This is a genomic window from Candidatus Schekmanbacteria bacterium RIFCSPLOWO2_02_FULL_38_14, assembly GCA_001790855.1.
GTDB lineage: Bacteria > Schekmanbacteria > GWA2-38-11 > GWA2-38-11 > GWA2-38-11 > 2-02-FULL-38-14-A.
Genome location: MGDH01000001.1, coordinates 92743 through 108728, shown reverse-complemented (window position 1 = coordinate 108728; position 15986 = coordinate 92743). Strand labels below are relative to the sequence as shown.

10 protein-coding genes are annotated in these 15986 nt (G+C 38.2%); 4 read left to right on the top strand and 6 right to left on the bottom strand.

Going from position 1 to position 15986, the window contains the following annotated elements:
- From A3H37_12080 to A3H37_12065, 4 genes are all read right to left on the bottom strand, one after another.
- On the bottom strand, positions 1-3943 hold a 3943-nt coding region (locus tag A3H37_12080; GenBank protein ID OGL51776.1), incomplete at its 3' end, for a hypothetical protein.
- Between the two features lie 350 nt (positions 3944-4293).
- On the bottom strand, positions 4294-5940 hold the full coding sequence (locus A3H37_12075; GenBank protein OGL51775.1) for a radical SAM protein: 1647 nt from the start codon (positions 5938-5940) through the stop codon (positions 4294-4296).
- A gap of 282 nt (positions 5941-6222) precedes the next feature.
- Positions 6223-7029 (bottom strand): hypothetical protein, encoded by an 807-nt coding sequence (locus A3H37_12070; GenBank protein OGL51774.1) that lies wholly within the window; start codon positions 7027-7029, stop codon positions 6223-6225.
- A 175-nt stretch (positions 7030-7204) separates the two neighbouring features.
- Complete coding sequence (locus A3H37_12065; protein ID OGL51773.1) at positions 7205-7663, bottom strand: hypothetical protein; 459 nt, start codon at positions 7661-7663, stop codon at positions 7205-7207.
- A 142-nt stretch (positions 7664-7805) separates the two neighbouring features.
- On the opposite strand from A3H37_12065, the gene A3H37_12060 reads away from it, so the two are divergent.
- Positions 7806-9971, top strand: coding sequence for a hypothetical protein (locus A3H37_12060; GenBank protein OGL51772.1), 2166 nt, complete (start codon positions 7806-7808; stop codon positions 9969-9971).
- Between the two features lie 66 nt (positions 9972-10037).
- Here A3H37_12060 and A3H37_12055 read toward each other — a convergent pair whose 3' ends face one another.
- Positions 10038-10586, bottom strand: a complete 549-nt coding sequence (locus A3H37_12055) for a hypothetical protein (protein OGL51771.1) — start codon at positions 10584-10586, stop codon at positions 10038-10040.
- Between the two features lie 392 nt (positions 10587-10978).
- Between A3H37_12055 and A3H37_12050 the strand changes: the two genes are divergently transcribed.
- Entirely contained in the window at positions 10979-11815 is an 837-nt protein-coding gene (locus A3H37_12050; protein OGL51782.1) for an HflC protein, read from the top strand.
- An 18-nt stretch (positions 11816-11833) separates the two neighbouring features.
- Here A3H37_12050 and A3H37_12045 read toward each other — a convergent pair whose 3' ends face one another.
- Positions 11834-12103, bottom strand: coding sequence for a hypothetical protein (locus A3H37_12045; GenBank protein ID OGL51770.1), 270 nt, complete (start codon positions 12101-12103; stop codon positions 11834-11836).
- 570 nt (positions 12104-12673) lie between these two features.
- Between A3H37_12045 and A3H37_12040 the strand changes: the two genes are divergently transcribed.
- Entirely contained in the window at positions 12674-13777 is a 1104-nt protein-coding gene (locus A3H37_12040) for a DNA protecting protein DprA (GenBank protein ID OGL51769.1), read from the top strand.
- Positions 13771-15984 carry a hypothetical protein gene (locus A3H37_12035; protein OGL51768.1) on the top strand — a complete coding sequence of 738 codons (2214 nt, stop codon included), beginning with the start codon at positions 13771-13773 and terminating at the stop codon, positions 15982-15984. The genes A3H37_12040 and A3H37_12035 overlap by 7 nt, the downstream gene beginning before the upstream one ends.
- The last annotated feature ends 2 nt before the right edge of the window (positions 15985-15986 follow it).

Sequence of the window (15986 nt, the reverse complement as noted above, 5' to 3'; positions counted from 1 at the left end):
CATGACCCTTGCTGCTTGCTACTTTCTTATACGCCCCCGAAGCCTCTGTTTCAGTTTCCGGCAAAAGCATTCCTACCCGTTCATTTCCAATGTAGATATAATCCGCAATGGTGTTTCCATTCCTGTCAGAAACAGACATGATGTTTCCATTAGTATCATAATGATAAACAAACCAGTTTCCTTTTATTTCTTTCAGGATTCTCTTTCCTCTTCCATCATAAACATACTCACCTTTTGTTTCTCCATTCTCTGTGACTCTTGCCAGCCTGTTGCTTTGGTTGTAGATAAAGTTTTTCTCGCCATCTGAGGTAATGTTGCCGGTTGAGTCGTAGGAGAAGTTTCGGGTTTCAACTTGCGGGTTTCGGGTTAAAGAGGTTAATCGGTTGGCTGAGTAAGTGTAGGTTGTGGTGTTATTGTTTTTAGTTTCAGACAATCTATTGCCAACAGGGTCGTAGGTGTAGTTTCGAAAATATTGTCCTGTGTTTTGTGTTGAGGCGGTGAGACGGTTAAGAGAATCATAAGAGAAGGTTTTTGTTTTTGAAGCCGCTAACAGGTCAGTGATTCCTGTAATGTTGCTGTTGTTGTCATACTGGTAGCTGAGTGATGAGAGCTGATTTCCTATAGCTAAATTAGCTACTCTGTACTGCTTATCATAGGAAATATTTGTTAATGCGCCGTTGCCATAGGCAATGGAGGAGAATCCTCCAAATGGAATATATTCTGCATTTATCACGCTGTTTAGCTGGTTTCCTGTAATTGTTACCCCTGCAATTCTGTCTGCGCCATCATAGGCATAATGGACAAATATCCCTGATGGATAGATTGTTCCTGTCAGATTTCCATTTTTATCATAGGAGTAGTTTGTTGCATAGGAGAGGTAATCAATATCCCTTTCCTCTTTTGTAATCCTTCCAAGAGAGTCATAGAAGTAAAGAGTTTCTCCTGAAGCATCGTTCATTCCTGTAAGCCGCCCCTTTCCCTTTGATACTGATATGGAATCATAGGAGAATATTATATCATCATTTGTTCCCGGAAGGTCAATATTTGTTAAACGGTTTGCTGAATCGAAAGTATAGCTTGCAGTAACACCCTTTGCGTCGGTTTTTGAAATCAGGTTGCCTGCTGAATCGTAGCTATAGGAAGTAACTCCTGTATCAGGAGACTGGGTCCTTACAAGCCTTCCCATATCATCATAGGTGTAATTAGTGGCGTTGCCATTGGCGTCCGTTATCTGCGTCAGATTATTCTGGGAATCGTACTGAAAGCCGGTGATGAAATTAGCGGGAAGGTTTTTTATCTGCTTTAATCTCAGCATGGAATCATAGATGTACTCTGCTGACCAGAGGCCGTCTGTTGTATTGCCATCTTTTTCTTTTGAAACAGGTCCATTTGGGAGATTGAAAAATTTAAAAAACTTTGAAGGGCTATCAGCAGAAGGAATAATTTTTGTCAGTTTATTCCACTGGTCATATTCAAAATCGGAATGGCTTTTTATTGTGCCATTTATATCCCCTGCCCTGATGGTTTCTGAGGTTTTGTTTCCCTCTGTGTCGTATGTATAGGTGATTGATTCAATTGGAGCAGAGCCTGAAGAGATTTTTGTAATTCCTGTTAATCTGTCAACAACATCATAGGTATAGTCAACGATATTGCCTTCGGGTAGAATTATATAATCAACATTTCCTTTTGGATCATAAAAAATCTGTGTCAGGCTGGTTTCTATAAGGATGGTTTTTAATCTTCCTCTTGAATCATATGTATAATTGGTCGCAACATTGTTCGCATCAATAACCTGTCCGGGGTTGCTGTAGATATCGTAGTTTGAATAGGCGTAAATATTTCCTGAAGGGTCTATTATCTGAAAAAGCCGGGAACGGTTGTAACCATAGAATGGGTCATCAGGGTAATATGTAAATGTTGTAACATCGGACACATCTGTTCTTGGACCATCAACTGAAAGCAACTGTCCGAGTGAGTTGTAATTATAAGTTGTAACATATTCATAGGCTTCTGTTTCGCCATTTTCGTTTTTTGCAAGTCCCTTTTCAACAAATCTTGAGATTCTGAATGTAGGGTTTTCATTTGGAATATTGTCGTAGTCGTTGTCATAGTCAAAGATGGTTACCTTATTAAAGCCTGAGTTTAAGACACTTCGCCTTGTAACAGAAATGGGTCTGTTCAGCACCGGGTGGTATGTGTAGGATTCATTCTGTTCATCAGAGGTTCCATAGGCTTTTTTAATGATTGCAGGATTGCCTCTTGAATCGTAATTTTCGTATTTTGTGGTCATTCCGCTTGCATCTGTTGAGCTAACCATATTTCCATCAGGAGCCCAGATATTTGTCTGATTCCCTTCTGAACAGCTTGAGCATCCAACACCTGAAATCTGATACATTAAAGGAAGACCATTGCCTTCAAATCCGTTACCTTTTGTTATATAGCTATAGGTTGTTGTATATCCGCGGGAGTTGGTTACTGTTGTAGTCTGAATTGGAGCTGACATTACAGGTGCATCAGGAGGATAGAAGTAGTAATAAGGCTTTATGGTATTATAGTCGGAAAAGGTTATTTTCTCATTTGAATTGTCACGTGTAACCTCTGTTACTCTGTCGAGATTATCATAAGTGTAGTTATAGCTATGCCCGTTCTGGTCAATTATTTTTGTAAGGTTCATATTATCATAAGGATCGCCGTACTGGTAAGTTATATTCGTATTATCAGAATAGATTGCTTTTGTCAGAAGCCCCAAAGGGGAATACTCATAACTTGCAAGCGTGCCGTCAGGACCGGCGATGCTTGTAAGCCTTTTGTTTGCATCATACTGAAAGGTAATCTGTCTGCCAAGGGTATCAATAGCTGTCGTTAAGTTGCCTGACCCATCATATACCAAGAATATTTGGTTTGAATAAGAATCAGATATTTCTATGAGCCTGCCACTTGAATCAAACCTATAATGTAAATCCTCTTTTGAAATTGTATATGTGTCATCCTGGTTTTTGACAAGTGTTGAAGTTGTCCAGCTTTGTGCTGGAGAATAAAAAGTATCAGTGGAGCCATTCTTGTATTGATTAAAATACTGACTTGTTCCGTTCTCATCAAAGTATTTTATCATCTTGCCATCAAGGAGGAAATCAAGATGCTGGCTTAAGCTGTGTGTCCATCCGTATCCAACAGGAATTCCATTGCTAAGATTATCCAAAGTTAAAGGAGAAAAAGGATATCCACCTACAAGGCACCCTACCCTAGTCCTTTCAATATATTTTGCCTCTCCGCGCGATTTACTCCCTGATACTACCAGAGTGCTTTGCGAAGGTATTTGAAACCTGTTTGAATAAGTGCGGGTAAAACTAAGGTCAAGACCTCTCCCTGGAAGAGTGAAATCCGTATGGGTAACATACATCTGCCCATTAAAAACATTTACTGGTTCTCCGGCAGTCCCGAGCTTTGTGGTACAGTTATCATGGGGCATATTTGGAAGGTCTACGTAATCACATGAAAAAGTATGTGACCATTCTGCAGAAGGAGAGCATGTAGAGCCCTGACAGTTTTCCAAAATATGAATAGCACAAACTGATACACTAAAATAAAGTGCATCGGGGGAAATTGAGGTATGATAACTAGTTTCATTGGTTTTTAAAAATCCGCCTCCTGATACGCCACCACTTATACAGTTCTTTACCTCTCTTGAAGTAGCAATTGTAACAACATATTCCATCAGCGCGTTTTTTGGCGGGCTGTTTGGGCTACACTGAATCATTAAAACCCATGGACTCCAGCTAATATCAACATCTATTCTCGAATTACCATAGGGGTCAACCCCTGAACTGAATGTTACCTGAAGCCCGCTCACAGGTGGACCTGAGGCAAAAAGCCTGAAAGGACAGAGCAGGATTATAAAAAAAATAGATATAATAAACCCTGTTTTTAATCCCGCAGCTTTCATTTTAATACCTCATGAAGAAAGAGATATTTTTTGGCAGTGAAACTTTATAAGACAAAAGAAAGCAAATCTAAAACTGCATAAGTTGTCAATAAAAATATGATGATGATTATACTGAATGATATGAGATTGCCACGTCGCTATCGCTCATCGCCTGCCTGCGGTAGGCAGGCAATGACTTTCTATGGACTTTTTCAGAACTATCTTTGAGAAATTTCTGGAAAAATCCTCTTAAACAACATTACGAGCGATAGCGAAGCGTTGAGTCAGGTTTAAGTTCACCCCGCTCCACAGGAAGCCACGAGTGTAAACCCCGCACTTTTACAGTGAGGGGTAAAGCTGTGAAGCGGGGTTCATCTTTCGCATTGGAGGGAAGCGTAATTGCCGTCAGGTGCAGTTTCCTGTTCTGCAGATTTCAATATGCTTTTATCTATTTTCTTATAAAATGTTTTTGGTTGCCTCACATCTGTAAAAAAAGTAATTCTTAAATACTCTTTAACAGAAAACAGGGTAAATATCAGCGATAAAGCAAATGTCTTAATGCTAGTTTTTCCCAGGAGTTTGTTATAAGTTTTTCTAATTTCAGCAAGCATATTTTTTGTTACATCATTTTGACAAAATATTCTCGAACCAAAAAGAAAACACCTCATCATTTCCAGCATTGATTTAAATTTACCAACCCTTAGCTTTATTCTTGGATCCGTATGATTAATGCAATATTCATAACCCTGTAGTGATGTCTGTATTGCCCGGATTAAAGACGGACCGTTCTTTTGGTAGTCAAAAATAAAAGCTTCCTTGAGAAATTCATTTGATTCATCAGGAGTGAAGTGCTCATGATGAAAGCAAATATTCTTCTGCCCGTGTTGAGTAAGAAGCGGAACATCAGGAAGGAGTTTTTCTTTCTCTTTATAATTTTTATAAAGCGTCGTCCCCGGAACTGGTACCAGCTGCATAAACTGAAGATAATCAGGATTTAAGGACGTTACAAATTTTATATCATCCCAAATTGTTTCCTTGTCATGGTCTTCCAGAAAAAGGATGGCAGAAGCCATAACCGAAATGCCTCTTCTCTTAAGTTCTTTGAAAAGGTTATGAAAGTCTGTTCCCTTGTTTTTTTCATATATTTCCTTTTTTGATTCAACCCCGATCCAGATGAAATTAATACCCAGCCGCACAAGTATGTCGAGATCTCCGATATCAGCCAAGGTTTCTGCTGAACTGAAAATAGCAAATGCAAAATATCGTCCTTCCTTCTCCATTATTTCTAATAACTCAAGCGCGCGATCCTTGGATTTCAGAAAGTTTTCATCAAGAACCCCAAAATCAGTTATGCCGAGTTTGTCTTCATATTCGCAGCAAACATCAAAAATTTCTTTTCCTGTTTTTAAGTACGGAATGTATTCACCAAAAAAATGAGACGTAGAGCAAAAACGGCATTTATTCGAACATCCGACTCCTGTTATTAAAATACCGCCATTTGCTGCCCAGGGCACTCCCATGACTTCACGATTGAATGAGCTGTATGACAGGGGGTGTTTTATTGGTTTGTTCTGGTCTTCGTTAAAAAGATTCCTCAAAAAGCCAAGACCTTCACCGTAGCAGATAAAATCATGCTCGATCATATTTTCAATATTTGGTATATTAACGCCGTGTCCCCCTAATACAATTTTTGAATCAGGCGAGATTTCCCGGACAAGTTGCGCCATCTTCTTGGCTTTTTCAAAATTCGACACAATAAAACTTATGCCTATATAATCATACCCCTTTTTCAATTCCTTTTTGAAACGCCTCAGCGTCGGAAAATCCAGCACCGTAGTTGGAACGTCTATGTTTTCTGCGATAAAATACAGACCGTGACTGGCATGGTTGAAGCGATACGAAAAAACACCTTGTTCCCGCGTTACCTGATTATGGAATAACTCCATTTTATTTTCTTTTTCACCATATTGATCATCAACGCCAAATGGGCCAAAAATAGATGTAAGCAGCATTTTCATAGTATTTTCCCTTTAGAAAAATTCTTGATATATAGAAAAAGTGATAAAAGTCTATTCTCTTTATTCTCTGAGAATTCCCAAAGCTCTTCAGAACGTTTATACATTTCTAACATTGAAAGTTTAATTATAAATCAATATCCTTTTGTTGTCAACCCCGTTAGAAATTCAAGGTAACCATTTCACCTATCAGCAAACAAGCAGAATATATGAGTATCAAAATTTTCTTATGAAGAGATTGTTTTGACAATTGCACTCACGCGCAATGACACGCATAAGACTTTCTTAGATACCAAGGATTGCTTTTATTTTTTCTGCTTCAAGATATTCAAGGCTTGCTTCTTTCCTGATTTCTAACATCAGAAGTCCATTGTATCCGATTTCAGAGGCAGTCTTTGTGACTTTTTTCCAGTCAATATTCCCTTTGCCAGGAATAAGATGTAAATCTCCCTTTCCATCATTGTCAGATAAATGGGTGTGAATCAGTCTTTTACCGCAGATTTTTATTGCGTCACAGGGGTTTTCGTACATGTTTGCATGCCCCAAATCAAGACAGATTCCAACATCTTTTGACGGATAGTCCCTGATAAAATCCATAAGCTTTCCTGAAGTGGTATGTTCGTTAGTATTTTCAATTGCAATTCTTATTCCTTTTTTTGGGTTTTTGCAGAGAATCACATCAATGCTTTTTCTGAAATTATCAAATGCCCTGGAAATCATCGCCCCTTCTTCAAGGTCAAAATGGATTACAAGTATTGAGGAATTAAAGTCAGCCATCAAACTGATTATTTCAAGATTCCTGCTAACAGATTCTTCTCTCTTATGTTCATCAGATGATGACAGATAAAGCCATTCTCTTGCAGGAGAGTCAGATATTCTTCGGTAGAGAGGTCCGTGGAATGAGGCTGCTCTTATTCCATTTTTTTCCAAACAATATTTAACCCTCTCAATTCTTTCTTTGTCCCTGAGGTCAATATTTGGTGCCATTCCCCACAGTTCAACTTCCTTATACCCGAGTGATTTTATTTCATCAATATGGGCTGTATCAAGAGACTCGTAAACGTAGTAGTGTGTTGAGAAGCCTAAACGCATAATCTGTTTTTTCAAGTATTAATAGACTGTTGGAAAATGTAGAAACTGGTCTTTAGACCAGTTATTAACAGACCTAAAGGTCTGTTTCTACAAATAGTTGTTATATGCAATTTAACCTTGATTGGAGATTTTCTACAACCTCTTAAGTATTAAAAATGAAGGATTAAGTTTTTTCTTAATCCTTACCTTCTTTTCTGTACATTGCTATAACAGAACTAAGCATCATATATATTAAAAGTAATGTATAAACCACCATTGCCACTATCTCAATGGGAATTTTTAAATTTATTAAAGCATAAGTATGGACAAGAAGGGTGATAAGCATAATTACCCCGGTTAAAATCTTATAAACCTCCTTTGCCCCTGAAAAGCAGAAAACAGTAGCTACAGACAAGTAGACAAGAGCATGTCCGAAAAGATGGACATGAGCATCCTTGAAGTGCAGAAACTTATCATCCTCATCAAAAAAATCATCATACTTTACACCAAGGGTTTTTGCCTTTTCCTGGCGAATCTTGACAGTTTTGCTTGCCGTACTCATTGACAGCAACAGTCCTACAAGAATCAGGACAAAAAAAGAAATCAGGATAATCTTGCTCCCGGGGTGTAACTGGTTTAATTTTAAGTTATTCATAAACTACCTCCGCAAAAACAAAGCTCTCTTTTCAGCACAACAAACACTTTCTTATAAAATTTCTTTCCTTAAGACACTATTTGAAAAATTTTTCAATAGAAATATCTTGAAGAAATAATAAATTAAGGAATAAGATAAAAACATGTCTCACAGAAAACGCCATAAAGAATATCTCAAAAAAGTCAGTAAAGCTGTGAAAAATGATTCTCAGCGCCTTGCTATTGAGAGAACAACAAAAAGGTTTGATGAAAACAGGAAGAAGTCATTAAAGGATATAGAAAATTTTGAGGAGTTAAGAAAGGAAGCAAGAAAAATAAGGGAAAAGGGGCTTGAGAATCTTTTTGAGAATATAAAAAAATTTACCTGTGAATTTGAAAAAGTAGGCGGAAGAGTAATAAAAGCAAATACATCAGCAGAGGCATCAGGTTTTATAACAGATTTAGCCAAGAAGAAGAATGTAGATTTAATTGTTAAGTCAAAATCTCTGACTACTGAAGAAATTAATCTTAATGAAAGATTAAATGATGCAGGAATTAAGGTTGTTGAAACAGATTTGGGAGAATGGATTGTTCAGTTAAAAGGCGAAAAACCATCTCACCTTCTGGCGCCTGCAATCCATCTGACATGCGAGGAAATTGCAAAGCTTTTTTCTCAAGTTACAGGTAAAAAGCTTCCAGCAGATCCTTCAACACTGGTAGAAGTTGCCCGCAACGAATTGAGGAATTTTTTCTGCAATGCAGGAATGGGAATAACAGGCGCTAACTTCCTCATCTCTGAATCAGGGACAATCACCCTTGTCTCAAACGAAGGAAATGCAAGGTTAGTATCAGGTTTTCCGCCTGTACACGTTGCAATAGCAGGAATCGAAAAATTCGTCACTTCACTGGAGGAAACGGTTAAACTTTTAAAACTTTTAACCATAAGCGCAACAGGACAGAAAATTTCAACTTATGTTTCCTTTATCACCGGACCAAGCAGGACTGCTGATATTGAGCTTAATATAACCCTTGGAGCCCACGGTCCCAAGGAAGTGTATCTCATAGTTTTAGATAATGGCAGAAGCAGGATGTATGAAGATGAGGATTTCAGGGAGGCTTTATACTGCATCAGGTGCGGTGCATGTCTGAATGTCTGCCCTGTATATAAAGAGATTGGAGGGCATGTCTTTGGCCATGTATACATGGGAGGGATAGGCGCAGTGCTCACTGCATTTCTTAACGGTCTTGAGAATGCAAGGGAGATGGCTTTCTCCTGCACAGGGTGCAAGGCTTGCTCAGAAGTATGTCCTGTTAAAATTGATATTCCAAGACTCCTTCTTAAACTCCGCGAGAGAATTGTTAAAAAAGAAGGCTTGCCATGGGTAAAAAAAGTTATTTTTAAAAAATTAATGAAAAACCGGGAACTATTTCACATGGCAATAAAGACTGCCTCAAAACTTCAGAAGCCCTTTATAAAAGGGGGAACAACCCTCCGCCATATACCGCTATTTTTTTCAAAGTACACAAAGTCCCGTTATTTGCCAGCAATAGCCCGCGAGTCTCTAAGGGAAATTTTAGAAAAAAATCCTATTAAAAAAAATGAAAACCCGAAATTCAAGGCAGCTTTTTTCTCAGGCTGTTTAATAGATTTCATATATCCTGAAATTGGTAAAAGTATTTTAAAACTCCTTGGAGAGGAAAATGTTGAAACGGTTTTTCCCTTTGAGCAAACCTGCTGCGGAATACCTGTCCTTTACAGCGGGGATACAGGGACTGCAAAAGAGATGGCTCTTCAGAATATCGAAGTTCTAAAAAGTTTTGATTTTATAATAACCGGGTGCGCTACATGCCTTGAGGCTTTAAGAAATGAATATCCATTGCTTTTAAAAAACAATCCAACACAAAAGGCAGAAGCAGAATCGCTCGCAAAAAAATCCTATGATTTTTCAGAATTCCTCATTAAATTTTTAAATTATAAGCCAAAGGGTATAAGTAACAAAAAAGTCACTTACCACGACTCTTGCCATTTGCATAGAGGCCTTGAGATTACTGAAGAACCACGCGAGCTTTTGCAAGGTGTTAAAGGCTTAAACTTTATAGAAATGGAGTTCCCCTGCCACTGTTGCGGTGCTGCTGGTTCTTTTGCCTTTGAATACGCTGAGATTTCTGAAGCGATTTTAGAGAGGAAGCTTGAAACTATAAGAAAAACCGGCGCAACAACAGTTGCGACAGCCTGCCCGGGATGCATCATGCAGATTAAGGGCGGACTCAGGGAGGCAGGAGATAAGATAGAAGTTAAGCATATAGCCGAGATTTTAGCTGAAAACTAATGATAATTTTATTTAAGCCTCTCTTGCTTAAGCCCAAATTTTGAGTGAGCATTACCCCCCCCTTATTTAAATCTTTTTCTTGAATCTTAAGTAATAACTAAAAAGACTTGCCCATTCTTCACTCAATATAAATCCCTCACTTTGAAGAAGCTTTTTCATTTTCTCTTTCCGCTTAAGTTTTACCTCGAATTTGGGTTCAGCTATAAAAAGCGAGCCCTGCTCTTTTAAAACATCTTTAAACTTTTTAACTGCTCCATTTTTATCTTCAAGCTCATGGTAACAATAATAAATGAAAATAAAATCAATACTGGTTTGTAAAAGGTTAATTTCTCCTATGTCACCGATTATTGTCTCCATATGATTCAAACCCTCTCTTTTTATCTTGCCTCTTAATTTTTCTATCATCTCTTTCTGGAGATCAATGGCAATAATCTTTCCATCTTTACCGACAGCTTTTGACAGGTATGGAGTGAAAAAACCATTTCCACACCCAACCTCAAGAATTGTCATTCCTTCTCTTATGCCTGTTTTCTCAATAAGATTTTTTCTGTCCGTAAAAAAAGCCCTGATAGGATTGTCAAGGACAAAGGAAAGGAAGGAAGGGAATTTAGCCATATAATTAAATTTAGTTTGCTGGTGTAGTAATGTCAAGTGACAAAGCTCAAAGTTCAAAAAGAGATTTCTGAAAAAGTTTCTAATCAAAACTTATTGACACTGAAATCTAAACTTATATACTTATAACAAAATTATTCTAATCTAAACAAGAATCTAATCCCTTAAAAATTGAACCGACCATGACAAACAGATATGCAGGAAAGGAGGCAAAGAAAGGAAAAAGAAAGGAACGTTGATTTGCAATCTACGTTCCAAGGATAAGAAGGCTTCCTGTCTGCCGACAGGCAGGGAAGTAAACCCCGTTAGAAATCTTCAATTTCTAAACGGGGTAAACAATCACAAAAGGAGGAAGCATAATGTTAGATGAGAAAGATATTGAGAAAGGTATCTACATGGCAAAGGAGACAATGCAGTCTGCAATGAAGAAAGGCCCTATGAGGGTGGCAGTGATTATTGGAGCAATTCTGGTGTTTTTTCTGTTTTTGAAACCATGGGTTCAGATTGGAGCAGGTGAAAGAGGGGTTGTCCTCAATTTTGGCGCTGTTCAGCAGAATGTGCTTGGAGAAGGACTGCATTTCATAGTGCCTGTAATGCAGAAGATTGCCATAATGGATGTCAAGGTGCAGAAGGCAGTGACTGATTCCGCATCTGCCTCGGCTGATCTTCAGGATGTGACTTTATCGGTTGCGCTTAACTATCATGTCATACCTGATAAGGCAAATGTTGTCTATCAGACCCTTGGGGTACAATTCAAGGAGCGTATGATAGACCCTGCAATACAAGAGGTAATGAAAGCTGTGTCAGCGGGGTATTCAGCAGAAGAGCTTATTACAAAGAGGCCGGCAGTAAGCACGGCAATGAAAGAAGCCCTTTCTGAAAGACTCCTGAAGTATAATATAGCAGTTGATGCGTTTTCTATTGTCACATTCAGTTTCTCACAAGTATTTACGGAGGCTATTGAGGCAAAGCAAACAGCAGACCAGCTTGCACAAAAGGCAAAGAGAGACCTGGAGAGGATAAAGATTGAGGCAGAGCAGACGATTACAGCAGCCAAAGCAGAGGCAGAGTCCCTGAGGCTCCAAAGAGCAAATATTTCAACCGATCTTATAGAGCTTAGAAAGATAGAGGCAAATCTTAAGGCAATAGATAAATGGAATGGGATACTCCCCCAGGTTACAGGTGGTGGCGCAATACCATTTATTGGCGTAGGTGAGGTACAGAAAAGATAAAGGACGTTGATATACTATCTATGTCCTAAACGAATAATCATAAACCCCGTTAGAAAGGAAAAAGCTTTTTCCCCGCCATACATGGGGGCTTTCTAACGGGGTAACAAAGTAGAGAATCCCATTGCTTAGATATGTTATTCTGCTTACTATTGCAGGCATTGTAGGCGGCATTATAGCCAGAAGAAAAGGGCGCAGCCCGATATTGTGGCTTTTCTTATGTGCAATTGTTCCGTTACTTATTGCTGTTATTATTGTACTTCCACCTCTGGTATCTAAAGGATATACCAAAATATGTCCCTACTGTGCAGAGATTATTAAAGAAGATGCAATAGTTTGCAAGCATTGTGGCAAGGAGCAGCCTATAGAGATGGTCAAGGTGTCTTCTGATCGCTAACTCTCCATCTCAACAATATGGTATCCATAAAAACTATTGTTATATTATTGATTCTATTTGAAATGTTTCATTAAAGAAGTAGATTCATAATTAACACTTTCAGGAAGCTTAAAAAATAGGTTGTTAATGCTCACTAATCAGGTAACTCTTTTGGTATAATTAATAATAAAACACAAACCAATGGTAAGATAGAAGCCTTTTGGAAAATTATCAAGAATGAATTCTTTTATCCTAATTCTTTTGATTCTGAGAAGGATCTTATAATGAATCTTGGAAACTTTTTATTTGAGTATAATCACTTAAGAAAACATGGGGAATTGAATTATGAAACACCTTTTGATAAGCTCCAAAAAGTTACCGAATTATTGAGCTAGTACAATTATTGCAATAGGACCTCGAAAAGTTATTTACGAAGAGACCTTCCGTTTGATAAAAAAGGCAGGAAAGAATTAAGGTCATATCCCATGGACAACAACAAAAAAGACTGGATAGCCCTCAATTTGGTATCAGGCATTGGAAAAATCCTGTTTACCAGACTCCTGCAGCACTTTGGCACGGCAAGCAATGTTCTCAAGGTTTCCTATAATGACCTTATTAAAGTCAGGGGAATCGGAGACAAGCTTGCAAAGGAGATAATCTCTCTTAAAGACGGAAGGCTTATTGAAGAAGAACTGAGGCTGATAAATGAGAACAGCGTCGAGGTATTAACCCTCGATTCCCCGGAATATCCGGCAACTTTAAAAACAATACACAATCCCCCTCCTGTTCTTTATGTCAAAGGAAGCATTAAAGATTTTGAACCCGGAATTGCAATTGTAGGGTCAAGAAACCCAACCTATTATGGAAAAGCAATCACTGAGAAATTAACAGGAGAATTAGTGGCGAGAGGCTTTGCAATAGTAAGCGGTATGGCAAGAGGAATTGATACAGTAGCACATACCACAGCAATTGAAAAAGGAGGAAAAACCTTTGCAGTTCTTGGCTCAGGATTAAATGTGATTTATCCGCAGGAAAATTCAAGGCTTGCTGAAAGGATTTCAACATCAGGGGCTGTTATATCAGAATTCCCAATGAAAATGCCGCCTCACCGTGAAAATTTTCCGGTCAGAAACCGTATTATAAGCGGTTTATCCCTTGGAACCCTTGTCGTTGAGGCATCTGAAAAAAGCGGTGCATTAATAACAGCAAAACAGGCGCTTGAGCAGGGAAGAGAGGTATTTGCAATACCCGGCAATATCAATGCCAGAAACAGCAAAGGGACCAATTCGCTTATTAAAGAAGGGGCAAAACTTGTTGAAGATATCTCTGACATTATCAGCGAGCTGAATGTACCGCAAAAATCAAAAACAGGAGCCGGCAATGAGGCAAGCAGAGAAACCCGTTTGAGTTTATCAAAAGAAGAGACAATAATATATTCTCTTATAAACGAGAACCCTGTCCACATTGACGTAATAGCCAAAGAGTCCAATTTGCCGGTTAACAAAGTTTCTGCTATCCTTTTAAACCTTGAAATGAACGGGATTATTAAACAGGAAGCAGGAAAATTGTTTGCAAGGATATCATGGTAGAAACAAATATCAGAAGAAGAAGAATAATAATAACGGTTGTATCAATACTGCTCATCCTTGTTGCTATCACTTTTGTAGAGGTCTATACCCGCAACATAAAGGCTTCTTCTCCAATTGCAAACTACATCATCTTTTATTCATTTTATAATATAAATTTTATCCTCCTGCTGATTTTATTTTTCCTTGTAATCCGCAACCTTGTAAAGCTGTATTTTGAAAGACAGAGAAAAGTTCCCGGAGCAAAATTCAGGACAAAACTTATTGTCTCATTCTTCCTGCTTACAATAATACCCTCCGTTCTCCTCTTTTTATTTGCAAGAGTCCTTATATCCCAGACCATAGAGTACTGGTTCAGCCTTCCAATAGAGAATTCCCTGAGCGTGGCGCTTGAAGTTTCTGAAAGCTACTATAAAAATTTAGAGAGCAGGGCTCTTCATTTCAGCTGGCAGATGAGCAAGGAAGTCTCAGAAAAAAATCTGATAAGAAAAAGCAGAATAGACAATTTAAAGAATCTGGTAAACGAAAAACGCAAGGAATATAATTTAAGTTCTATCTCCATCTACAGTACAAACAAAAAAGAGCTTGTAAAAATCCTCGATCCCAAATTTCCGGAAAACAGATTCAAAAAACCCGGAGAAAAATTCTTGAGAAGAGCCTTTCGGGGGAAAAAAATCACTGAAATAAAACCTGTTGGAAAAGGCGAATTAATTATTGGAATTACTCCAATTAAAGCCCATGGAGATAAAACCCACATAATTGGCGCAGTTGCAACAAGCTTTTACCTGCCAAAAGGAATCTCTGAGGACATAAAATCAATAAACCTCGCATACAAGGAATACAGGGAAAAAAACATTCTTAAAAGACCAATTGCCAACAACTACATCGCAATGTTTGCTATTGTTACTATACTGATTATCTTTGCTGCAATGTGGTTCGGGCTTCAAATGGCAAAGGGCATAACAGGTCCTATTCAGCAACTTGCTGAAGGGACAAAAGAAATTGCCGGAGGAAACCTTGACTTTCATATTGACCTTGAACCAGACCCTGAAAGCCAGGATGAAATAGGAGTCCTTGTCAGCTCATTTAACCAGATGACTGACAGACTAAAAAAAAACAAGGCTGACCTTGAGGAAAAAAACATAAGCCTTAAAAATACCAATATTGAGCTGGAACAGAAGAGAACTTACATGGAAACTGTTCTTGAAAACATAACAACAGGTGTTATCTCTCTTGATAATAATGGAAATATATCAACCATAAACAAGGCAGCAGAAAACATGCTCCATGCCAATGAAAATGATACTATGAACAAACACTACACAGAAGTATTTGGCATTAAGCATTTTGAAACATTGAAGAAAATTATCTCTCAGATACTTGATGACAACGCAAGAAGCCTTGAAAAAGAAATAAACCTTAACATTGACGGAGAGGTTTTTATATTCATGACAAATATCAATATGCTCTTTGACAGTCAGGAAAATTATCTTGGCATGGTTATAGTGCTTGATAATCTTACAGAACTAATACGGGCGCAGAGAGTCGCTGCGTGGAGAGAGGTTGCAAGAAGAATCGCCCATGAAATAAAAAACCCCTTAACCCCAATAAAACTCTCAGCACAGAGACTGAAGAAAAAATTCCAGTCAAAAGCAGAAGATATGGGAGAAGTCCTTGAGGATTGCACAAATATAATAATACAGGAAGTTGATGACATTAAAAAAATGGTTAATGAGTTTTCCCAGTTTGCAAGAATGCCCACTTCAAGTCCGCTCCCGACCAATCTTCATGACATAATAAACGAAGCCATAGCGCTTTACAGGGGAACCCTGAAGGACATAACTATTGAAACAGAGTTTTCAGAAAAAGTTCCGCTGCTTCATCTGGACCCGGAGCAGATAAAACGGGTTTTCATCAACCTTCTTGAAAATGCCATAGAGGCGATGAAAGGGCACGGAGGAATATTTATCAAAACAAAGTATGTATCAGATTTCCAGATTGTAAAGATAGAAGTATCTGACACAGGTATAGGGATTCCTTTTTATCTTAGAGAAAAACTTTTTATGCCATATTTCTCGACAAAGAAGCAGGGAACAGGTTTGGGGCTTGCAATCGTAAATACAATTATTTCAGAGCATAACGGTTATATACGGGTAAAGGATAATGAGCCTCAGGGAACAACCTTTGTAATAGAACTGCCTGCGAGGTAGAA